At 72.8% G+C, this 21172-nt stretch carries 21 protein-coding genes and 5 tRNA genes; 9 read left to right on the forward strand and 17 right to left on the reverse strand.

The features are described from left to right. Positions 1 to 87: 87 nt before the first annotated feature. The 5 genes from ABT015_RS08295 to pgsA all read right to left on the reverse strand — a co-directional run bounded on the left by ABT015_RS08295 (position 88) and on the right by pgsA (position 3988). Entirely contained in the window at positions 88 to 588 is a 501-nt protein-coding gene (locus ABT015_RS08295; protein ID WP_063350972.1) for a hypothetical protein, read from the reverse strand. A 74-nt stretch (positions 589 to 662) separates the two neighbouring features. Next, on the reverse strand, positions 663 to 1028 hold the full coding sequence (locus ABT015_RS08300) for a 5-carboxymethyl-2-hydroxymuconate Delta-isomerase (protein WP_350877885.1): 366 nt from the start codon (positions 1026 to 1028) through the stop codon (positions 663 to 665). 84 nt (positions 1029 to 1112) lie between these two features. After that, positions 1113 to 2297, reverse strand: a complete 1185-nt coding sequence (locus tag ABT015_RS08305; RefSeq protein ID WP_350877886.1) for a glycosyltransferase family 4 protein — start codon at positions 2295 to 2297, stop codon at positions 1113 to 1115. Positions 2298 to 2337: 40 nt separating this feature from the next. Next, positions 2338 to 3324: a phosphatidylinositol mannoside acyltransferase gene (locus tag ABT015_RS08310; RefSeq protein ID WP_350877887.1), complete on the reverse strand. Its 987-nt coding sequence runs from the start codon at positions 3322 to 3324 to the stop codon at positions 2338 to 2340. Between the two features lie 16 nt (positions 3325 to 3340). Beyond that, positions 3341 to 3988 (reverse strand): phosphatidylinositol phosphate synthase, encoded by a 648-nt coding sequence (gene pgsA, locus ABT015_RS08315; RefSeq protein WP_350877888.1) that lies wholly within the window; start codon positions 3986 to 3988, stop codon positions 3341 to 3343. Positions 3989 to 4243: 255 nt separating this feature from the next. Between pgsA and ABT015_RS08320 the strand changes: the two genes are divergently transcribed. Then, positions 4244 to 6292 carry an elongation factor G-like protein EF-G2 gene (locus ABT015_RS08320; RefSeq protein WP_350877889.1) on the forward strand — a complete coding sequence of 683 codons (2049 nt, stop codon included), beginning with the start codon at positions 4244 to 4246 and terminating at the stop codon, positions 6290 to 6292. Here the strand turns inward: ABT015_RS08320 and ABT015_RS08325 are convergent. Continuing rightward, on the reverse strand, positions 6280 to 6705 hold the full coding sequence (locus ABT015_RS08325; protein ID WP_350877890.1) for a thiol-disulfide oxidoreductase DCC family protein: 426 nt from the start codon (positions 6703 to 6705) through the stop codon (positions 6280 to 6282). The genes ABT015_RS08320 and ABT015_RS08325 overlap by 13 nt on opposite strands. A gap of 208 nt (positions 6706 to 6913) precedes the next feature. Between ABT015_RS08325 and ABT015_RS08330 the strand changes: the two genes are divergently transcribed. Further along, positions 6914 to 8554, forward strand: coding sequence for an AbeC-like domain-containing protein (locus ABT015_RS08330; RefSeq protein WP_350877891.1), 1641 nt, complete (start codon positions 6914 to 6916; stop codon positions 8552 to 8554). Positions 8555 to 8623: 69 nt separating this feature from the next. On the opposite strand, the gene ABT015_RS08335 is transcribed toward ABT015_RS08330, so the two are convergent. The 4 genes from ABT015_RS08335 to ABT015_RS08350 form a co-directional block, all read right to left on the reverse strand. Then, positions 8624 to 9184 (reverse strand): HIT family protein, encoded by a 561-nt coding sequence (locus ABT015_RS08335; RefSeq protein WP_350877892.1) that lies wholly within the window; start codon positions 9182 to 9184, stop codon positions 8624 to 8626. 78 nt (positions 9185 to 9262) lie between these two features. Continuing rightward, positions 9263 to 11242 (reverse strand): threonine--tRNA ligase, encoded by a 1980-nt coding sequence (gene thrS / locus ABT015_RS08340; RefSeq protein ID WP_350877893.1) that lies wholly within the window; start codon positions 11240 to 11242, stop codon positions 9263 to 9265. An 87-nt stretch (positions 11243 to 11329) separates the two neighbouring features. After that, positions 11330 to 12529 (reverse strand): hypothetical protein, encoded by a 1200-nt coding sequence (locus ABT015_RS08345; RefSeq protein WP_350877894.1) that lies wholly within the window; start codon positions 12527 to 12529, stop codon positions 11330 to 11332. A gap of 44 nt (positions 12530 to 12573) precedes the next feature. After that, positions 12574 to 13128, reverse strand: coding sequence for a DUF4365 domain-containing protein (locus ABT015_RS08350; protein ID WP_350877896.1), 555 nt, complete (start codon positions 13126 to 13128; stop codon positions 12574 to 12576). A 151-nt stretch (positions 13129 to 13279) separates the two neighbouring features. Between ABT015_RS08350 and ABT015_RS08355 the strand changes: the two genes are divergently transcribed. Next, complete coding sequence (locus ABT015_RS08355; RefSeq protein ID WP_350877897.1) at positions 13280 to 14047, forward strand: 3'-5' exonuclease; 768 nt, start codon at positions 13280 to 13282, stop codon at positions 14045 to 14047. Between the two features lie 78 nt (positions 14048 to 14125). Here the strand turns inward: ABT015_RS08355 and ABT015_RS08360 are convergent. From ABT015_RS08360 to ABT015_RS08370, 3 genes are all read right to left on the reverse strand, one after another. Further along, positions 14126 to 14197, reverse strand: a tRNA-Val gene (locus ABT015_RS08360). 211 nt (positions 14198 to 14408) lie between these two features. Beyond that, positions 14409 to 14480, reverse strand: a tRNA-Val gene (locus tag ABT015_RS08365). A 78-nt stretch (positions 14481 to 14558) separates the two neighbouring features. Then, positions 14559 to 14996: a TIGR02611 family protein gene (locus tag ABT015_RS08370; RefSeq protein WP_350877898.1), complete on the reverse strand. Its 438-nt coding sequence runs from the start codon at positions 14994 to 14996 to the stop codon at positions 14559 to 14561. 195 nt (positions 14997 to 15191) lie between these two features. On the opposite strand from ABT015_RS08370, the gene ABT015_RS08375 reads away from it, so the two are divergent. Next, a complete protein-coding gene (locus tag ABT015_RS08375; protein ID WP_030056266.1) occupies positions 15192 to 15605 on the forward strand; it encodes an SsgA family sporulation/cell division regulator in 414 nt (137 codons plus the stop codon). Positions 15606 to 15988: 383 nt separating this feature from the next. Then, complete coding sequence (locus tag ABT015_RS08380) at positions 15989 to 16558, forward strand: CGNR zinc finger domain-containing protein (RefSeq protein WP_063346822.1); 570 nt, start codon at positions 15989 to 15991, stop codon at positions 16556 to 16558. Positions 16559 to 16613: 55 nt separating this feature from the next. Here ABT015_RS08380 and ABT015_RS08385 read toward each other — a convergent pair whose 3' ends face one another. Beyond that, complete coding sequence (locus tag ABT015_RS08385; protein WP_350877899.1) at positions 16614 to 17063, reverse strand: hypothetical protein; 450 nt, start codon at positions 17061 to 17063, stop codon at positions 16614 to 16616. A gap of 110 nt (positions 17064 to 17173) precedes the next feature. Here ABT015_RS08385 and ABT015_RS08390 point away from each other — a divergent pair, with 110 nt between their 5' ends. Beyond that, on the forward strand, positions 17174 to 17674 hold the full coding sequence (locus tag ABT015_RS08390; RefSeq protein WP_350877900.1) for a DsbA family protein: 501 nt from the start codon (positions 17174 to 17176) through the stop codon (positions 17672 to 17674). A gap of 12 nt (positions 17675 to 17686) precedes the next feature. On the opposite strand, the gene ABT015_RS08395 is transcribed toward ABT015_RS08390, so the two are convergent. The 3 genes from ABT015_RS08395 to ABT015_RS08405 form a co-directional block, all read right to left on the reverse strand. After that, positions 17687 to 18529 (reverse strand): GNAT family N-acetyltransferase, encoded by an 843-nt coding sequence (locus ABT015_RS08395; RefSeq protein WP_350877901.1) that lies wholly within the window; start codon positions 18527 to 18529, stop codon positions 17687 to 17689. A gap of 91 nt (positions 18530 to 18620) precedes the next feature. Continuing rightward, positions 18621 to 19451 (reverse strand): aminotransferase class IV, encoded by an 831-nt coding sequence (locus ABT015_RS08400; RefSeq protein ID WP_350877902.1) that lies wholly within the window; start codon positions 19449 to 19451, stop codon positions 18621 to 18623. A 38-nt stretch (positions 19452 to 19489) separates the two neighbouring features. After that, complete coding sequence (locus ABT015_RS08405; protein ID WP_350877903.1) at positions 19490 to 20551, reverse strand: chorismate-binding protein; 1062 nt, start codon at positions 20549 to 20551, stop codon at positions 19490 to 19492. A gap of 308 nt (positions 20552 to 20859) precedes the next feature. Between ABT015_RS08405 and ABT015_RS08410 the strand changes: the two genes are divergently transcribed. From ABT015_RS08410 to ABT015_RS08420, 3 genes are all read left to right on the forward strand, one after another. After that, positions 20860 to 20932 (forward strand) — tRNA-Gly (locus tag ABT015_RS08410). A gap of 40 nt (positions 20933 to 20972) precedes the next feature. Next, positions 20973 to 21043 (forward strand) — tRNA-Cys (locus tag ABT015_RS08415). Between the two features lie 38 nt (positions 21044 to 21081). Further along, a tRNA-Val gene (locus tag ABT015_RS08420) sits at positions 21082 to 21153 on the forward strand. Positions 21154 to 21172: the final 19 nt, after the last annotated feature.

Genomic DNA, 21172 nt, shown 5'->3' on the forward strand with positions numbered 1-21172 from the left:
GGTAGGCGGAATGGGTGACGCAACCATGCGCCACCAAGTCCAGCCCGGACGACGGGATGCGACAAACGGGCCGTATCCGAGCACAGCCTAGGCGGGTGCCCCTTCGGGCGTGAGCGCGGGCGGCGGGGCATCGTCCATCTCGAACGCCAGCGGGAACGGGGCCTTCCCCGCCAGCCGGAAGTACCGCACCAGACGGTGCTCGCGCACCGCCCGGGCCGCCCGCACCGCGTCGTTGTGGAACCGGCGCGCCATCGGCGCCCGGCGCACCGCCGCCGTCAGATCGCGCACCGCGTCCTCGCCGCCCGGCTCCGCCACCAGCGCCGCCACCTGCTCCGGCTCGGCGAACACCGCCCGCAGCGCCAGGCTCAGCTGGCTCTCCGCCACCTCACGCTGGTCGTCCTCGGCCTGCCGGGCCGCGTGCGCCGCGTCCAGCAGCAGCAGCGAGGCCGCCGGGTCCAGCAGCGAGGACGTGGCCAGCTCCATCGCCACCGAGGCCCGACGGACCAGCTGCGCGTCCAGCGCCGCCCGCGCGGCGTCGATCCTGGCGTGCAGCCGGTCCAACCGACCGGCCGTCCAACTCAGGTACATGCCGAACAGCACCACGGCCACGCCGGCCCAGATCCAGGTAGTCACGGGGCGCAACGCTACCGGGTGTCACCGGCTCAGCCCTCCGCGCTCGCGCTCCGGTAGGACCCGCGGTCGATGTCGGAGACGTTCACCGCGGTGTGCAGCCGGGTGCCCGGCGCCGGCGCGACGTGCTCCGCCAGCAGCGCCAGCACGCCCTCGCTGAGCGCCGCCTTCGCCTCCGGCGTACGGCCCGGGAAGATCTGGAACTCGACGTACACCTGCGCGACGGCCCCCTCGCCCTCCCCCACCACGAAGTCGTCGTTCTGCCGGAACAGCGTCTTGCACGCCTCCGGCTTCGCGTCGATCGTCCCCACCGCGAGCCGGTTGATCGCCACGCCCAGCGCCCGGCGGTCGAAGGAGCCGGCCAGGCTCGGCGAGTAGTCGACGGAGATCTGCGGCATCGGTGCCCCCATGCGTCGTGCCCGAATACGGTCGACCGACCCTAACGCCGCCGACACCCCGGAAAAGTCCCGGGGCCGCCGGGCTCAGTCCCGGGCCAGGCCGAACCGGCCGCGCCGGCCGCTGCGCACGTCCTCCTCGACCACCGCCGCGGCCCCCGCCGCCACCGTCTCGTACACCGCCAGGATGTCCGCGCCGACCGTCGACCAGTCGAACCGCCGCACGTACCGCGAGGCGGCCTTGCTCAGCTCCCCCAGCCGCTCCGGATCGCCCAGCAGCCGCAGCGCCGCGGTGGCCAGCGCGTCCGCGTCCTCCACCGGGAACAGCTCGCCCGCCTCCCCGCCGTCCAGCACCTGCTTGAACGCGTCCAGGTCGCTGGCCAGCACCGGGGCGCCCGCCGACATCGCCTCGACCAGGATGATCCCGAAGCTCTCGCCACCGGTGTTCGGCGCCACGTACAGGTCCACGCTGCGCAGCAGCCGGGCCTTGTCGCGGTCGCTCACCATGCCGAGGAACTCCACCTGGCGGCGGACCTCCGGCGCCAGGCCGGCGACGGCCTCCTCCTCGTCCCCCTTGCCCGCCACCAGCAGCCGCACGCCCGGCCGCTCGGCCAGGATCTTCGGCAGCGCCGCCAGCAGCGTCGGCAGGCCCTTGCGCGGCTCGTTGATGCGGCCGACGAAGCCGATCGTGCCCGGCTCCCCGGCCGCCGCACCGCCGCACCAGCGCTCGTCCGGCTCGGCGTCCGCGAAGAAGCCGACGTCCACGCCGTTCGGGATCACCACCGCGTCGCCGCCCAGGTGCTCCACCAGCGTCCGCCGCGCGTACTCCGACACCGCGATCCGGGCCCGCATCTTCTCCAGGCCGGGCTGCAGGATCGGTGAGGCCGCGATCATCGCCCGCGAGCGCGGGTTGGAGGTGTGGAACGTCCCCACCATCGGCCCGGACGCCGACCAGGCGGCCAGCATCGACACGCTCGGCGCCGCCGGCTCGTGCACGTGCAGGATGTCGAACCGGCCCTCGTGCAACCACCGCCGCGTCCGCGCCGCCGACAGGACGCCGAAGCTCAGCCGCGCCACCGACCCGTTGTACGGCACCGCCACCGCCCGCCCGGCACCGACCACGTACGGCGGCAGCGCCTCCTCGTCCTCGGCCGGCGACAGCACCGAGACCTCGTGGCCCAGACCGATCAGGTGCTCGGCCAGGTCCCGGATGTGGAACTGCACCCCACCGGGGACGTCCCAATCGTACGGGCAGACGATGCCGATCTTCACGGGTTCCTCATGCTCCTTCGGGTACTCCTGCTGGCCGGGATCAGGACCCGGAGGCCTCGGCCGCCGGCTCGCCGGCCGGCTCCGGCGCGGCCGCCCGGGCCGCCTCGGAGTGCGGCTCGGCCGCCTCCTCCACCGTCTCACGGACCGGGAGGTCGGCCAGCCAGAACCGCTGCAGCATGTGCCAGTCCTCGGGGTGCTCGCGGATCGCCTGCTCCCACACCCGCGCCAGCGCCTGCGTCATCACCTGCGCCCGCTCCTTGCGGTCGCCCTCCTGCGGCACCGGCACCTCGGGGTGGATCCGTGCCCGCATCACCGGGCCGTCGTACCAGAGCGTCACCGGCAGCAGCGCCGCCCCGGTGCGCTGGCACAGCGCCGCCGGACCGGCCGGCATCCGGGTCGCCTCCCCGAAGAACGACACCCCCACGCCCGCCTCCGAGAGGTCCCGGTCCCCCACCAGGCAGACCAGCCGGCCCTCGCGCAGCCGTCGCGCCAGCGTGCCGATCACGTTCACCCCGCCCCCGGTCAACGCCAGGACCTCCATGCCCTGGCCCTCCCGGAACTCCACGAACCGGTCGAACAGCCGCTCCGGCTTCAACCGCTCCGCGACCGTGGTGAACGGGAAGCCCAGCTGCGCCACCCAGGTGCCCGCCAGGTCCCAGTTGCCCATGTGCGGCAGCGCGATCACCGCGCCCCGACCGGCCTCGATCGGCGCGCGCAGGTTCTCCAGACCCTCCGACCGGACGTCCCGGGCCACCCGCTCCCGGCTCCAGACCGGCAGCCGGAACGACTCCATCCAGTACCGCAGGTACGAGCGCATCCCGGCCCGCGACAGCGCCCGCAGGCCCGCCTCGTCCAGACCCGGACGGACCCGGCGCAGGTTCGCCTCCAACTGGAGCACCCGCTTGCCGCGCCGGCGCCAGGCGTAGTCCGCCAGCCGGTCGAACAGGCCCCGCGCCACCCGCTCCGGCAGGTGCTTCAGCACCGCCCAGCCCAGCGCGTACGCCCAGTACACCAGTCGGTCCGTCACCGCAGGACGCCCCCCATCAGCTCCCGGCCGCCGCTCGGTCGGCCTCGAACGCCTCCCGGCGCACGGTCAGCATGCGCTGGAACACCGTCACCAGACTGCCCACCGCCACCAGCCACAGCGCCACCGGCAGCAGCCACTCCACGTACGGCACCCCGAACTTGTGCAGACCCGCGACCCCGGCCGCCACCAGGCTGGCCACCAGCCGCTCGGCCCGCTCCACCAGCCCCGACACGTCGCACGGCAGCCCCTGGCTCTGCGCCCGCGCCTTGGTGTACGACACCACCAGCCCGCTCGCCAGGCAGCAGATCGCCACCGCGCACAGCAGGTTGTTGTCACCCTTGCCCGCGTACCACATCGCCAGACCACCGAAGATCGCCGCATCCGCGACCCGGTCCAGCGTGGAGTCCAGGAACGCCCCCCACCTGGTGCTCCGGCCCAGCTGGCGGGCCATGTTCCCGTCCACCAGGTCCGAGAAGATGAACAGCGTGATCGTGATGGTGCCCCAGAAGAACTCCCCGCGGGGGAAGAACACCAGCGCACCGGCCACCGAACCGGCCGTACCGATCAGCGTCACGGCGTCCGGGCTCACGCCCAGCCGGATCAGGAACGCGGCGAACGGGGTCAGAACACGTGTGAAGAAGGCACGCGCGTATTTGTTGAGCATGGCCTTCCCGACCGCTCCGATCTCCCTGGTACCCGCCTGGCGCAACACGCGCGGCAGACGGCCGGACGGATCAGCCCGTCCGGCCCACCCATCGTAGCCAGGCCGGAGGCACGCTCCGTCGCACGCACCGCCCGACGACACCCCGGCCACGTCCCACACACGGACGGTCACCGCCCACCCGTACGACACGCGCCGCCGCAGCACCCGCACCTACACTTTCGAAGGACAGCCCCGGCGCGACGGGAGGAGACCCCGATGCCCGACCGCAGCACGGCACGAGCCGCCCAGGCACCCGCCGTCACCTCCCCCCGGGACCTGCGCAACGTCGTCCTCATCGGCTCCAGCGGTGTGGGCAAGACCACGCTCGCCGAATCCCTCGCCCTCGCCGCCGGCGCCACCGGCCGGGCCGGTCACGTCACCGACGGCAGCACCGTCTCCGACCACGAGGACATCGAGCACCACCAGCAGCGCTCCGTCCAGCTCTCGCTGCTCCCGCTCGAATGGAAGGGCGTCAAGATCAACCTGATCGACCCGCCCGGCCACCCCGACTTCACCGCCGACCTGCGCGCCGCCCTGCACGCCGCCGACGCCGCCGTCTTCGTCGTCTCCGCCACCGACCCCGTCACCGCCCCCACCCGCGCACTCTGGCGCGAGTGCGCCGCCGAAGGCATCCCGCGCGCCATCGCCGTCGCCAAACTCGACCTCGCCCGCACCGGCTTCGACGACATCCTCACCGCCTGCCACGACGCCTTCGACCTGGGCCCCGACACCCTCCGCCCGCTCTTCCTGCCCGTCCTCCACGACGGCCGCCCCGACGGCAGCGTCGACCTCCTCACCGGCGACACCTACGGCCGGGCCGCCCCGCTGCCCGACACCGGGCCGGCCCACGACAGCCTCGTCGAGGCCATCTCCGGCCAGGACGACACCCTCATGGAGCGCTACCTCTCCGGCGACACCCTCGACACCGACGCCCTCGAAGCCGGCCTGCGCCGCGAAGTCCTCGGCTGCGCCCTCCACCCCGCCGTCCCCACCAGCGAGAACGGCCTCGGCGCCACCGAACTCCTCGACCTGATCGTCCACACCTTCCCCGACCCCGGCGAACGCACCCGCCCCGCCCCCGACTGCGACCCCGACGCCCCGCTCGCCGCCCAGGTCGTCCGCGTCACCGGCGACACCTACGTCGGCCGGATCAGCCTGCTGCGCCTGTACGCCGGCACCCTGCGCCCCGACACCCGCATCCACCTCGCCGGCCCCGCCCACAGCGCCGACCAGAACGGCGACGAACGCGTCACCGCCCTCAGCAGCCCCTTCGGCAAGCTCCAGCGGCCCGTCCCGCACGCCGTCGCCGGCGACCTCGTCTGCATCGCCAAGCTCACCACCGCCCGCGCCGGCGACACCGTCCACGACCCCGGCCACCCCGTCGACCTCGACGGCTGGACCCTCCCCGAGCCCCTGCTCCCGATCGCCGTCGAAGCCCACAGCAAGGCCGACGACGACAAGCTCTCCCAGGCCCTCACCCGCCTCACCGCCGAGGACCCGGCCCTACGCCTCGAACAGAACCCCGCCACCCACCAGCTCGTCCTCTGGTGCACCGGCGAGGCCCACGCCGAGGTCGTCCTCGACCGCCTGCGCACCCGGCACGGCGTCCACGTCGACACCGTCGAACCCCAGGTCGCCCTCCGCGAGACCTTCGGCACCGCCGCCGCCGGCCACGGCCGGCTCGTCAAGCAGTCCGGCGGCCACGGCCAGTACGCCATCTGCGACCTGGAGGTCGAACCCCTCCCGGCCGGCTCCGGCTTCGAGTTCCAGGAGCACGTCGTCGGCGGCGCCGTCCCCAAGCACTTCATCCCCTCCGTCGAGAAGGGCCTGCGCGCCCAACTCGCCAAGGGCGTCGCCACCGGCCACCCACTCGTCGACGTCCGGGTCACCCTCACCGACGGCAAGGCCCACTCCGTGGACTCCTCCGACGCGGCCTTCCAGGCCGCCGCCGCCCTCGCCCTGCGCGACGCCGCCGAACACGCCGTCATCCGGCTGCTCGAACCCGTCGCCGCCGTCACCGTCCTGCTGCCCGACGACTACCTCGGCGCCGTCCTCGGCGACCTCTCCGCCCGCCGCGGCCGCGTCCTCGGCACCGAGACCGGCGGCCCCGGCCTGACCCTGCTGCGCGCCGAGGTCCCCGAACTCGAGCTCGTCCGCTACCCGGTCGACCTGCGCTCACTCACCCACGGCACCGCCGAGTTCTCCCGCGCCTACCTGCGCCACGAACCCATGCCGACCGCCCTGGCCACCCGCTACACCGACTGAGCGCCCTGCCGCCGCGGCAGCGAGCACGCCGCCGTACCCCCCGGCATCCGGTGCCGGTTGCGCGCCACCCAGCGGTACGCCAGGCCCGCCACCGGCCGCACCGGCGCCGACGCCAGCACCGCCCCCAGGTACGCCCACGCGCCGCCCGAACGCATCAGCAGCCGCGCCACCGCCTGCGCGCCCCCGTACACCCGGCCCGTCGGCGTCACCCACAGCACCTCGCGCTCCGCCCGCTCCGCGCTCACCTCGCCCAGCCCGCCCGCGCGCGCGTCCAGCGCCGCCAGGTCCTCGAACTGGAACGGCACCGCGTCCCAGCCCCCCGAGGCCAGCGTCTGCCGCAGATAGCGCTCCGCCCACCGCACGCAGGACGAGCAGAACGAACAGTCCCCGTCGAAAACCAGCACCGGATCCATCGCCCTGGGCTCCCTTCCTAGCCGTCACGGCCATCCTGCACCACCCCGACGACCCGCCGCCGACCGGGTATCGACCAGCCCGAAGCTGGGCATCATGCCCCTCAGGCCCGGGCGCGGCCCGATCGTGACGGCACTTCAGACGATCATGCGCGCGGCGACACCGCGGCACGATAACCTGCCGCTGACAAGGGGAGGAGGGGACGCCACCGTGACCACACTCGACATGACTCCGGGTGCGCAGATACCCCGCACCGACGCCGGGCCGCAAACCGGAGTCACCCCGGCGCTCTCCTCGGTCGCGTACCGCGACGGCAAGATCGAGGACTTCGTCGGCAAGGTCACCGCCGCGACCCACAAGAAGCCCCGGTTCAAGCTCTTCGAGGCGAACCTCGGCGAGGCGTTCAGCACCGCCGTCATCTCCCGCACCGTCGGTGCCGGGCGCAAGCCGATCGTGCCCTCGTTCGGCACCGACACCCGCCAGATCGTCGAACACTGCCTGGCCGCGCAGGAGTTGCGGGCCGCGCGGGACCGCAAGCTGACCGTGGTCACCGTGCTCTTCGGCCTGCTCGCCCTGCCCGGCACCCTGATCTGGATCGGTGCGTTCTACCTGCGCATCTACCTCATGAAGGGCAAGGCCCTCCAGGACGAGCTCTACGGCGCCCTCGCGCTCCTGGCCGCGGCCGTGGTCTCCGTCCTGTTCCTCGTCAAGCCCCCCGTCCACGGCCCGCTCGGCGTCTACCTGCGCGTCGCCATGATCCCGCCCATCATCGGCGGGATCCTCGCCCGGCGCATCGTGCTGCGCTCCACCAAGGAGCTCCGCGAACGCTGGCTCGCCCTCGCCGAGGGCAGCTCCGTCGCCGCCACCGTGTCCAAGGCCGTCCCCCGCGACGACCTCGACAAGAAGGCCGTCGACCTGCGCGACAAGCTCGCCCGCATGGAGGCCGAGCAGGAGACCAACGTCCAGCACTACGCCGGCCCCAAGGGCATCCTCGGCGTCGGCAAGCGCTGGGGCGAATGGCGCCTGGTCGACGTGATGCGCCCCGCCGCGGGCCACTCCGACTTCCGCGCCTTCCACCCCTGGGACCTCGTCCGGAAGATCTCCTCGCACCTCAAGGGGCTCGCCGTCAGCGAGGTCGCCAACAGCGGGATGACCAACATCACGGTCAAGCAGTGGGCGGTCCTCGAAATCGGCGAGAACGCCGACGAGATCTCCCGCCCCGGCAACGCCGACATGGACGGCGACCGGATGCGCGACTTCGCCCTCCAGACCATCGCCGACAAGCAGACCTTCGCCGGCGGCGGCCCCCGGCACTACCTCGCCACCCAGTTCATCACCTTCGACGGCAAGCTGATCATCACCTTCACCGTCACCGTCACCCTGCTCGCCAACACCCTCACCGTCACCGTCGCCGGCTACGCGCTCGGCCCGGTCAACGGCGTCTTCTCCGACAAGCCCTCGGCCAGGGAGAAGACCGTCCAGAAGACCGGCAAGTTCTGGGAGGAGCGCACCGTCAAGCTCCCCCTGATCGACAACGACGAGGTGGTCCGCCAGGCCCTGCGCGCGCCGCTCACCCGCCTCCCCGGGCTGCTCTCCTGGCTCGGCGGCGGCCTGGGCCTGCCCGAGCCGTTCGGCTTCCGGCACGCCTGGGCGAGCCCGCCGTGGGGCAGCCGGTTCATGACCGACAACGCGCTCAACGCCTCCGTCCCGGTCCTCGGCGCCGTGCACGCCGCCACCCTGGAGTTCCTGGAGGAGCACGACCTGGACACCGACCGCTTCAAGAACCGCGCCTCGATCATCAAGTCCGAGGCCCAGGGCACCCGCCCGTACAAGGTCGACCAGTTCGAGTAGCCCCGGCCCGCGCACGCCGGAGGGGCCCGCCACCGACTCAGCGGTGACGGGCCCCTCCGGCGTTCCCGATCAGTCCTGCGGCCAGGCCTCGGCCAGCATCTTCCGGGTGTCCGCCAGCAGTTGCGGCAGCACCTTGGTGTGGCCGACCACCGGCATGAAGTTGGTGTCCCCGCCCCAGCGCGGCACCACGTGCTGGTGCAGGTGCGCCGCGATCCCGGCACCGGCCGCCGCGCCCTGGTTCATCCCGATGTTGAACCCGTGCGCCCCCGAGGCCGCCCGCAGCGCGGTCATCGCCCGCTTGGTGAAGTCGGCCAGCTCGGCCGTCTCCGCCTCGTCCAGGTCGGTGTAGTCCGCCACGTGCCGGTACGGGACCACCATCAAGTGGCCGCCGTTGTACGGGTACAGGTTCAGCACCGCGAACACGGCGGCGCCCCGGGCGATGACCAGCCCGTCCTCGTCGCTCAGCGAGGGGATCGAGCAGAACGGACAACCGTCGTCCGGAGCCGGACCGGTGGGCTTGTTCTCACCCTGGATGTACGCCATCCGATGGGGGGTCCACAGGCGGCGGAAGCCGTCCGGCTCCCCGACGCCCCGCTGCAGTTCCGGCTCAGTCGTCATGCTGATCAGCATATTCGCCCAACGCTGCTTGCAAAGCCGCGCGGGGCGGACTCATCAAGAGCCCGCCCCGCGCGTGGTGGTCCGAAGGCGTCACACCTGGATGCGGTTCTTCACCGCTTCCACGATCTCGGCGACGGCGTCCGCCACCGGCACGCCGTTCTTCTGCTCGCCGTTGCGGTAGCGGAAGGACACCGCGCCCGCCTCGACATCGTCGTTGCCGGCGATCAGCATGTACGGAACCTTGCTCTTCTGAGCGTTCCTGATCTTCTTCTGCATGCGGTCGTCCGAGGTGTCCACCTCGACCCGGATCCCGTGCTTCTTCAGCTCGGCCGCGACCTCCAGCAGGTACGGCACGTGCTCGTCGGTGATCGGGATGCCGGTCACGGTGACCGGGGCCAGCCACGGCGGCATGGCGCCGGCGTAGTGCTCCAGCAGCACCGCGAAGAACCGCTCGATGCTGCCGAACAGCGCGCGGTGGATCATGACCGGCCGCTGGCGCGAGCCGTCCGCCGCCGTGTACTCGAGATCGAAACGCTCGGGGAGGTTGAAGTCGAGCTGGATCGTCGACATCTGCCAGGTCCGGCCGATCGCGTCGCGCGCCTGGACCGAGATCTTCGGGCCGTAGAAGGCCGCGCCGCCCGGGTCCGGCACCAGCGGCAGCCCCTGCTTCTCGGCCACGCTGGCGAGGACGGCGGTGGCCTCCTCCCAGGTCTCGTCCGAGCCGACGTACTTGACCGGGTCCTTGGTCGACAGCTCCAGGTAGAAGTCGGTCAGACCGTAGTCGCGGAGCAGGTTGAGCACGAAGGTCAGCGTCGAGTCGAGCTCCTCCGCCATCTGCTCGCGGGTGCAGTAGATGTGCGCGTCGTCCTGCGTGAAGCCGCGGGCGCGGGTCAGGCCGTGCACCACGCCGGACTTCTCGTAGCGGTACACCGTCCCGAACTCGAAGAGGCGCAGCGGCAGTTCACGGTACGAGCGGCCGCGAGCGTCGAAGATCAGGTTGTGCATCGGGCAGTTCATCGGCTTGAGGTAGTAGTCCACGCCCTCGTCGAGCTGCATGGGCGGGTACATACCGTCCGCGTACCAGTCGAGGTGGCCGCTCTTCTCGAAGAGCTTCCCCTTGGTGGCGTGCGGGGTGTAGACGAACTCGTAGCCCTCCTCCTCGTGCCGCTTGCGCGAGTAGTCCTCCATCGCCCGGCGGATGATGCCGCCCTTGGGGTGGAAGACGGCGAGGCCGGAGCCGATCTCCTCGGGGATGGAGAAGAGGTCGAGCTCGTTGCCGAGCTTGCGGTGGTCGCGCTTCTCGGCCTCGACCAGGAAGTCGAGGTGGGCCTTGAGCTCGTCCTTGGTGGGCCAGGCCGTCCCGTAGATGCGCTGCAGCATCGGGTTCTTCTCGCTGCCGCGCCAGTAGGCGGCCGCGTTGCGCATCAGCTTGAACGCCGGGATGTACCGGGTGCTGGGCAGGTGCGGGCCGCGGCAGAGGTCGCCCCAGCACTGCTCGCCGGTCTTGGCGTCCAGGTTGTCGTAGATGGTGAGCTCGCCGGCGCCGACCTCGACGTCGGCGCCCTCGCCGGCGGTGGCGGCGGAGCCCTTGAGGCCGATCAGCTCCAGCTTGTACGGCTCGGCGGCCAGCTCCTCGCGGGCGGACTCGTCGGTGACCACGCGACGGGAGAACTTCTGCCCGCGCTTGATGATCTCCTGCATCCGCTTCTCGATGGCCTTGAGGTCATCGGGGTGGAAGGGCTTCTCGACGTCGAAGTCGTAGTAGAAGCCGTCCTTGACCGGCGGGCCGATGCCGAGCTTGGCCTCGGGGTAGAGCTGCTGCACGGCCTGCGCCATGACGTGCGCGGTGGAGTGGCGCAGGATGTCCAGGCCGTCCTTGCTGCCGATCGCGACCGGCTCGACCTCGTCGCCGTCCTGGACGGCGTAGGCGAGGTCCTTGAGCTGGCCGCCGACGCGGGCGGCGATGATCGAGCGGTCGTCGGCGAAGAGCTCGGCGGCCGTAGTGCCCGTGGTCACCACGCGCTCTTCCCGATCGGGTTCGCGGTTGATGATTACCCGGACGTCCGTCACCGGTCTCTCCTGACGTGCTGGATTCAGAGGACGCAACACTGCGCTGCGCGTGACGATGGTACCGAGCGCGTCGACCCGGCCGCGCACCTACGCCCCCTCTCCCCCTTCCCCGAGGCCTCCGTCGAGCTCTTCGCCGAGCGCTTCGCCGAATCCCTCGCCGAGGGACTTCAGCAGCCGCTCGCGGTCGGCGTCCTCCCAGCCGCACAGTTCCAGACCCTTCGGCCGGGTGAGCCGGCGGAAGCCGCCGCGGCTCTCCAGCCGGCCGGAGACCCGGACCGGCAGGCCCGCGAGGTGAGCCTCGGCGGCGAGCCGGTAGTCGGGGTCGGGCAGGCGGAGCTTGAGCTCGCGGACTTCGGCGCCGCCGAGGACGCGCAGCCGTACCGCGCCCGGTCCGGCCGGGTCGGCGCGCTTGAGCCGGACGACCACGCCGACGACGGTGACGGCGACGGCGGGCTCGATCCGTTCGAGCAGTTCGGCGGCCTCGGTGAGGGCGGGCAGGTCGCCGGGCGAGAAGTCGAGGACGACCCGGCGGTCCCCGAAGCCGCCCGGGGTCCCGGCGGTGGCGGACCAGGCGACGGTCAGCCTGGTCGCCGTCGCGCCGCGGACCAGGTCCTCCACGGACTGGACGAGTTCCCGGCTGACTCCGGCCTGGACGGCGTTCTCGAAGGCCTCGGGCCCCCCGCTGACCCGGCGGTAGTCGACGGCGTCGCGCAGTGCCTCCAGGGCGCGGACCAGGGTGGTGACGGCGGCCCGACCCTCGGGCGCGGGGGTGTAGGCGGTGAGGGCGGCGCCCTGCTCGACGACCAGGACGCGGTCCAGGAAGTCCCCGGCGTGGGCGTCCAGCCGGGCGCCGAAGTAGGCGGCCGTGGCCCGGCCGGCCTTGGCCCCGGCGGCGAGCATCGCGCGGGCCGCCCGCTGGAGCCGCTCGGCGTCGTCCCAGGTGGCGGCCTCGGCGGGGCCGGCCGGCTCCCGGTGCCAGCGCAGTTCGTCGCCGGGGACGGCGAGTGCGAGCAGGATGGCGCGGGCGGACGGGGTGGAGGAGCGGGACAGCGCGGTGACGGCGTCGGCGAGGAGGTCGACGGCGTCGTCGAAGCCGTCCCCGGCGGGGACGAGGACGCTGGTGCCGGACTCGTCGTCGGGCGGCGTCCAGCGGCCGTAGCGGGCGGCGGGGCCGCCTCGCCGGACCCAGCCGTGCCGGGCGAGCAGGGTGGCGAGCACCACCGGGTCGACAGCGGCGGGATCGGGCAGGGCCTGGACCGGCTCGCCGGGTGCGTGCGGCGGTGTCATGGGTGCTGCTCCTCGCTGCCGGGGGCCGGGACCGGGGCGGGCGGTCACGGGCTGCCACCCGCGCCGACCCGGGCCATGATGTCGCAGAGCGCGCGGTCGTCGAAGACCTTGCCGGTGGGGACCCGCACGTTGGTGCGCCGCTGTCCGGTGACCGGGTGGCCGGCCAGGTTGACCCAGTAACAGCAGTGCCGCAGTTCCAGCGCGTCCGGGCGGGCGTGCAGCCAGTGGTCGACCCGCCGCGGCAGCAGCATCACGACCAGGATGCGCGGCACGGCGACCCTCGCCCGGGCGAGCTTGCGCAGGTGGTCGTTGTCGAGGGTGAAGCTGAAGAACGGCCCGGTCGGATCGGCCGCGATCTGCTGGGTGGCCTTCAGCTGGATCTTGATGGTGACCTCGTCGTCCACTTCGTGCGCCCGGGAGCCGTGGCTGACCTGCCAGTCGATCCCGTTGTCCGGGAACGGCTGGGAGAGCGAGCAGCCGGCCGCGGCGGCGACCGCGTGCAGGTAGCCGACCTGCAGCGTCTCCATGCAGGCGGTGACCGCCAGGTTCCCCCGTAGAACGGCCGCCGCCTCCTCGGGCTGCGGCTGCGTCAGTGCCATCGCCCCGTGGCCTCCCCCTGCTCCGGGCCCGTCCGGATCGGAACGACGGACCCACGGGCAGGATCCCCGGTCGGGCTTGCGCCAAACGGTTGAACGGGTGTCAGAACCGGGTATCAACCGGGCGCGCGGAACGCTCGCCTGAGGGGCAGTCATGCAGCAGCACTGGTACACCGGCCCACTCGCCTCCTTCGACACCGAGACCACCGGCGTGGACGTCGAGACCGATCGGATCGTCTCGGCCGCCCTGGTCGTCCAACTCGCCCCGGGTCGGCCGGTGCAGACCACCACCTGGCTCGCCGATCCGGGCGTCCCGATCCCGGACGGCGCCCGGGCGGTGCACGGCATCACCGACGAGCACGCCCGGACGCACGGCCGCCCGGTCGGCGCGGTGGTGGCGGAGGTCACCCGCGCGCTGGCGGACCAGGCACGGGCCGGGCGCCCGGTGGTGGTGATGAACGCGCCGTACGACCTGACGCTGCTGGACCGGGAGCTGCGCCGCCATCACGGGCTGACGCTGACCGACGGGGTGGGCACGGCCGGGCTGGTGGTGCTGGATCCGCGGGTGCTGGACAAGCACGTGGACCGCTACCGCAAGGGCCGTCGGACGCTGACCGACCTGTGCGCGCACTACGGCGTGGAGCTGGCCGGGGCGCACGACGCGGCGGCGGACGCGACGGCGGCGCTGGCGCTGACCCGGCGGATAGGCGCCCGCTACCCGGCGGCGCTGGGCGGGCTGACGGCGGCTGAGCTGCACCTGCGGCAGGCGGTCTGGCACGCGGCGCAGGCGCGGGGGCTGCAGAACTGGTTCGACCGGTCGGGGACGCCGGAGCGGGTGGACCCCTCCTGGCCGCTGCGGCCGGCCCGGTGCGGCTGCGGCCGCCGGCTGGAACCCGAACACGGCTGCGAGGCGGCGGCGTAGCGGCGGCCGGCAGGCGCCCGCCCCGAACGCGCCGCAGGCCCTGACCAGTCTCCTGGTCAGGGCCTGCGTGCTGTCCGGTGGGCGATACTGGGATCGAACCAGTGACCCCTTCGGTGTGAACGAAGTGCTCTCCCGCTGAGCTAATCGCCCGGGCAACGAGAAGAACTGTAGCACCATTTGGCGGTCGTCGTACAACTCGTCCCTTCCGGGTACTGCTGGCGCATCCGCAGAACTCGCGCTCCACGCGGAAGATGACTGAGCCTCAGTCGCATTCCCGGATGGTTCTTCGGATGGATTCCGGAAATACACGTGAGGCCCAGCCGATAATCGGCTGGGCCTCACGTATCACAATGCATTCCGGTGGGCGATACTGGGATCGAACCAGTGACCCCTTCGGTGTGAACGAAGTGCTCTCCCGCTGAGCTAATCGCCCGGGTGCAGGGAAAACATTACCGCATCCCGGAGGGTGGTCCGAACACCCCGGTCACGGCGGCCCCCGGCCCCGGGCCGCTCAGCTCTCGCCCGCCGTCCAGGGGACGGCCAGGCCGTAGCGGGCGAAGTACCAGCCGCCGATCCCGACGACCGCGGCGAGGCCGATGGCGGTGACGGTGAGGTTGCGGCGGCGCACCCGCGGCTCCAGGGCGCGCTGGGCGGCCTCGGCGACCTTGCGGCGGCTCCACCGCAGCACCAGCCGGGCCCAGTCGAACTCGGTGGCCCAGACCCCCATGCCCAGGAAGATCACCACCCAGCCGGGGCCGGGCAGCGGCAGCATGATCACGCCGAGGACGACCACGGCGAGGCCGGCCAGGAAGATCGCCACCTGCCAGGCGAGGTGCAGCGGCCGCGAGCGGCGGACGAACGCCGGGGCGCGGGAGCCGACCGCGTCATCCGCCGTGACCGGTTCACCCGATCCCGTGTTCTTGGCCGTCTTGTCGTTTCGCACAGTCATGCCAGGAAACTAACCAAGAAGCGGCCCGGTAATGCCCGAGCGGGCCACTCCGGGATGATTCCGCAATGCGCCGTAAGGGGTACGACTCGCGCCCGAATCGGGACAGAGGGGTTTACATCGGGCTTGGGGGTGGGATGGTCCGTTCGCCGACGTGCGATTCCCCGAGCGCACACTGAGCGAAAGGCCATGGCGCTTATGAACACCACGGTCAGCTGCGAGCTGCACCTGCGCCTCATCGTGTCCAGCGAGTCCTCACTGCCCGTCCCCGCGGGCCTGCGCTACGACACCGCCGACCCCTACGCCGTGCACGCCACGTTCCACACGGGCGCCGACGAGACCGTGGAGTGGGTGTTCGCCCGAGATCTCCTCGCGGAGGGGCTGCACCGACCGACCGGTACCGGCGACGTCCGGGTCTGGCCGTCCCGCAGCCACGGGCAAGGGGTGGTCTGCATCGCGCTGAGCTCTCCGGAAGGAGAAGCCCTGCTGGAAGCCCCGGCCCGGGCGCTTGAGTCATTTCTCAAGCGGACGGACGCCGCGGTGCCCCCCGGCACCGAACACCGCCACTTCGACCTCGACCGGGAGCTGTCCCACATCCTCGCCGAAAGCTGATCCCGCCCGGAGGCGGTCACGCCCCGCCATCGGCGGGGTGGTACCTCCTGCCGTCACCGCTGCCGTCCTACTCGGGGGCACGGCAGCACTCAGCCGCGCGCGACGCGGCCTCGGGGCCCGCGACACCGCAGGCGCCCGGCAGCGAGGCCGGCCATCCATACGGGTGGCCGGCCTCGCTGCCGGGCGCCTTCGGCATTTCGGGGGGCCTTCGCGGGCCCGGCCGCCCGGACGGCGTCCGGTTCGGCGTTCGGTTCACGGCACTCTGACGGAATCCGTACACGCCTTCGAAAGAACCCGCCGCCCTTCCGCCGCACGGCCCGGTATGGTCTGGGGTAACCGTGGACGCGGGGTTCCGGAGTCCCCCTGCGCGAGGAGTCCCCAACGTGCTGATCACCCATGACACCGAGTGCGCACTGAGCATCCTCGTCGAGCTGCTCAACACCGCGCCCGAGGTGTGCGGCACCGAGCGGCTGCCGGACGTGGCCGCACTGGACGCCTTCGTGGTCGGCCAGGAGATCAGCGAGATCGACTCGCTGACCGAGAACGACCTGCGCAAGGTGCACGAGCTGCGCACCCGGCTGCGCGAGGTGTTCGGGACGGAGTCCACCGCCGAGGCCGCCGAACTGGTCAACCGGATCGTCGCGGCCGCCGGTACGACGCCGCGGCTGACCAACCACGACCACCACGACTGGCACATCCACTACTTCGCGCCGCACGCCGCGCTCGGCGACCACCTCGCCGCCGAGCTGGGCATGGCACTGGCCTTCATCCTGATGGCGGGCGAGCGGGAGCGGTTGCGCCGGTGCGAGGCGCCGGACTGTGCCCGGGTCTTCGTCGACCTCTCCCGCAACCGCTCCCGGCGCTACTGCGACAGCCGCACCTGCGGCAACCGGCTGCACGTCGCCGCCTACCGGGCACGGCAGCGCTCGGCGGAGGCCGTGCCCTCCGCCTGACGCCGGCCCCCGAGGGGGGCGGATGCCGCGTTCGGATACCGCGTTCGGATACCGCTCAGATGCCGCGTTTGCGGAGGATCTCCTCGATGTCGGAGAAGTCGCCGAGGCCGTCGTCCCGCTTGCCCGCCGCCGGCTTCTTCGGCGGGGTGGCCGCCACCGCCGGGCGCTCGGGCGCGGCACCGGCGGCGGCCGGGCGGTCCGGCGCGGCGTCCACGGCGCCCCGGCGGCCCACCCAGCGGGTCGTCACCAGCAGGAGCGCGGAGAGGCCGAGCAGCACGATGCCGGTCCAGACCCGGGGGTCGAACACCAGCCTCGTCGCCCAGTCGGCGAACTCGCCGCCGATCGTCCGGGCCACCGGGAACAGGCCGGTCAGGTAGAGCCCGGCGGGCACCAGGGCCACCGCGAGCCAGCGGGTCGCGGACAGGAACCGCCGCCGGTAGGCCCGCAGGCCGGCCACGGCCACCCCGCCCGCCGTGAGCGCGAAGCTGATCGCCGCCGTCAGCACGGCAGTACTCCTTCGCTTCCGGTCGTCCTGGTCATCACTGCCTCCCTGTCGGCCTTCGCAGGGGCGCACCGTCGGCCGGAGCGGGCGCCCACTAGTGAAACACTGGGGGAATGATCGATGGTTCCCTCCCCCGGCTCGAGTTCTGGTGCGACCTCCAGTGTCCGGACTGCCGCACCGCGCTGGACGACGTACGGGCGCTGCGCGCACGGTACGGCGACGCGCTGCCCGTCGAGGTCCGCCACTTCCCGCTGGAGAAGCACAAGCACGCCTACGCGGCCGCGGAGGCCGCCGAGGAGGCGTTCGCGCAGGGGCTGGGCTGGCCGTTCGTAGAGGCGCTGCTGGCCCGGGTCGAGGAGTTGGACGCCCGCGGGCAGCAGGTGCTGCTGGAGGTGGCCCGAGCGGTCGGGGTGGACGCCGAGGAGGTCGACACCGCGCTGATCGACGGCCGGCACATGCTCACGGTGGACGCCGACCAGGCCGAGGGCCGGGCGATCGGGGTCACCGGCACGCCGACGTACGTGATCGGCGGGCAGCGGTTGGACGGCGGGCAGAGCCAGGACGGCCTGCGGGACCGCATCGTGGCCGCCATCGAGGCGGCGGCGGCTTCCTGACGCCATGTCGGGTCACAGCGGCTTTCCGTAGATGCGGTTGGTGACCCGGTAGCCGAGCGAGGCGTAGAGGCGGATCGCGACCTCGTTCCCGGCGAACACGTTGAGGCCGAGGTCGCGCACGCCGGCGGCCAGGCACTCGCGTTCGGCGAGCAGCATCAGCGTGCGGCCGTGTCCCCGGCCCCGGTGGGCCGGGGACACCTCGACGGTCATCACCCAGGCGAGCGGCCCGCCGTTCGGCAGGTCGCGCCGGTGGAAGTCCACCCAGAGCGAGCCGAGCGGCTCGGATTCGCCCTCCGCGTGCAGGCGGCGCAGAGCGACCCCGGGGCTGTCGGCGCCCTGCGGGAGCTGGCGCCGGTGGTCCAGGTGGGAGCGGGCGCGGGCCTGCTCCTCGCTGAGCCCGGACTCCACGAGCGAGCGGAGGTAGCCCCGCGCGGCCCGGTCGAGCCAGGCCTGGAACTCCGGGGGCTCGATCCGGTCGGCGGTGACGCCTGCGGGCAGGGCGGGGGCGGTGGTCAGCCGCTTGGCCAGGTTCCGCATCCGCTCGGTGTAGCCGAGGGTGCCGGCGAGCCCCCGGGCGATCCGTGCCGTCTCGGGGATGTTGGCGTCCACCCGGGTGCAGTCCCAGCCGCGCAGCACCTCCTCCGCGGCCAGCGCGCCGAACGTGCCGCGGCCCCGACCGCGGCCTTCCCTGACCTCCAACTCCGATATCTCGCCCCAGAGTTGACTGCCGTGCGGGATGGCGGTGGTGCGCAGCGCGCCGATCTGGCGGCCATTGGCGCAGATCTGCCAGCGCCTGGTGCGGCCGCCGGCGTCGGTGGGTGTCTCCGGGCCCTCGGGGCGCAGCGTCGTGGTCATGTGGTGGTCCATTCCCCGCGCCCGGGCCGCTATGCCCCGGTTGCCGCGGTGCGCCGCCGGTGCGGCGGCCCCTTCCGTGGGCGGACGGGGATCACGGGTCGAGGTCGTCGCCGCTGCGTTCGGCGAAGACGGCCATGGCCTTGGCGGTGACGGGGCCGATGCCGGGCAGTTCGCGGTCGTCCACCCTGGTCACGGCCTGGACGTCACGGGTGGTGGAGGTGAGGAAGACCTCGTCGGCGTCCTGGAGGGCGCTGAGCGGCAGGTCGGTCTCCTCGGCGCCGCACCAGTCGATGACCAGTCGGCGAGTGATGCCGGCCAAACAGCCGGAGCCGAGGGTGGGGGTGAGCAGGCGGCCGCCGAGGACGACGAAGACGTTGGAGCCGGTGCCCTCGCAGAGCAGGCCGGCGGTGTTGGCGAACAGGGCCTCCGAGGCGCCGGCGCGGTGGGCGGCGGCCAGGGCGACGACGTTCTCGGCGTACGAGGTGGTCTTGAGGCCGGCGACGGCGCTGTGCTCGTTGCGGCGCCACGGGACGACGGCGGCGGCGGTCTCGTCGGGGCGGCGGTTGATCGCGCCGAGGGCGACGACGAGGGTGGGGCCGGCGGTGCCGCGCTCGGAGCCGAGCGGTGAGGTGCCGCCGGTGTAGGTGACGCGCAGGCGGCCGAGCGGGGCCGGGTTGGCGGCGAGGACCTGGGCGCAGGCCTCGCGGACCAGGTCGTGGTCCGGGTCGGGCAGGCCGAGGCCGCGGGCGGAGCGGGTGAGCCGGTCGAGGTGCCGGGTGACCGCGAAGGCCCGGCCGTCGGTGGCCTTCATGGTCTCGAACACCCCGTCGCCGGTGGTGAGTCCGTGGTCGAGGACCGAGACGGCGGCGTCGGCGGAGTCGACGAGCGCCCCGTTGACCCAGCTCGTGGTCGGGTTCTGCATCGAGGGCTGCTCCTAGGGCGGGGTGGGGGCCGGGCGGTTCACGCGCCCGTCGGGTCGGTGTCGCTGCCCGACGCTATCGCGACCAGGCGGGCGGCCTTCAGTTCGGTTTCCGCCCACTCGCGGTCGGGGTCGGAGCCCCAGGTGATGCCTGCGCCGGTGCCGAAACGCAGCACGGGCGCCTCGGGGTCGGTCCGGTCGAGCCAGAAGGTGCGGATGCCGACGGCGAGTTCGCCCTCGCCGCGGTCGGCGTCGACCCAGCCGACGGCGCCGCAGTACGGGCCGCGCGGGGCGGTCTCCAGGGCGTCGATGATCCGCAGGGCGCTGGACTTGGGGGCGCCGGTGACGGAGCCGGGCGGGAAGGTGGCGGCGAGCAGCTCGGGCCAGCCGGCGCCCTCGCGCAGGGTGCCCTCGACGGTGGACACCAGGTGGACCAGGCCGGGGTGCTTCTCGACGGCGCACAGGTCGGGGACGGTGACGCTGCCGGTCGCGCAGACCTGCCCGAGGTCGTTGCGGACCAGGTCCACGATCATCACGTTCTCGGCGTGGTCCTTGTCGAGGAGGTCGTCCTCGGTGCGGCCGGTGCCCTTGATCGGGCCGGAGGAGACGGTGCGGCCGGTGCGGCGCAGGTACAGCTCGGGCGAGGCGGTGGCGATCTCGACGCCGTGGCCGGGCAGGCGGATGGTGCCGGCGTAGGGGGCGGGGTTGCCGTGGGCGAGGAGGCCGGTGAGGGCGTCGACGTCGCTGCGGGCCGGGTCGGGCAGCGGTGCGGACAGCACGCGGCAGAGGTTCGCCTGGTAGACCTCGCCGGCGGCAATGTGCTCGCGGATGCGGCGTACGCCCGCGGTGTAGGCGGAGCGGTCCAGGGAGCTGCGCCAGTCGCCGGCCTCCGGTCCGCGCCAGCCGGCGCCCGAGGGCGGCGCGGGGGCGGGACGGACGTCGTCGAAGCGGGCGCAGGTCAGCCGGCCCTCGAAGTCGTAGGCGACGGCCCAGTAGCCGGTGGAGTCCAGGGCGGCCGGGTCCGAGGTGACGTCGCGCAGCCCGGTGGCCAGGCGGCCGCCGAAGCGGGCGAGGGGGGTGCTGGGTTCGGTGGGGCCGGACACGGTTCTCCTGCGCGGTGGTCCTGGGCGGCGGTGCCTGAAGTGTAGGTCGGGGGTGCGCGCCCGGCGCGGGGGTGTGAGCAGCGCCCGGCGTCGCGCGGGTGTGCGCCGGGTGGCCTGCGGATGATCGTCCGGAAGCGCCGCAGGTGGCGGCCGGTGGCCGGGCCGAGGGGTCGGCGGGGAGGCTCTCGGCGGGCATCCCATCGGCACGCTGCGGGAACGGATTTTTAGCTGGCCCGGGAATCCGCTAGAGTTCAACACGTCGCCAGGGAGCGCAGCCGAAGAAAAGCGGTGAAGGTCCCGGGAGACAGGCGGACGTGGCTCAGTTGGTAGAGCATCACCTTGCCAAGGTGAGGGTCGCGAGTTCGAATCTCGTCGTCCGCTCGATGGAGAACAGTGTAAGATCGTTCTTCGTGTGTTGCCTGGTGGAGTGGCCGAGAGGCGAGGCAACGGCCTGCAAAGCCGTGTACACGGGTTCAAATCCCGTCTCCACCTCCGAGAGGTTCGACCGGTTCCGACCGGAAGACCTCCCCGCGCGATTAGCTCAGCGGGAGAGCACTACCTTGACACGGTAGGGGTCACTGGTTCAATCCCAGTATCGCGCACGTCGGATCCTTCGGGGTC

This window comes from Kitasatospora sp. NPDC094016, from assembly GCF_040304045.1.
Classification (GTDB): domain Bacteria; phylum Actinomycetota; class Actinomycetes; order Streptomycetales; family Streptomycetaceae; genus Kitasatospora.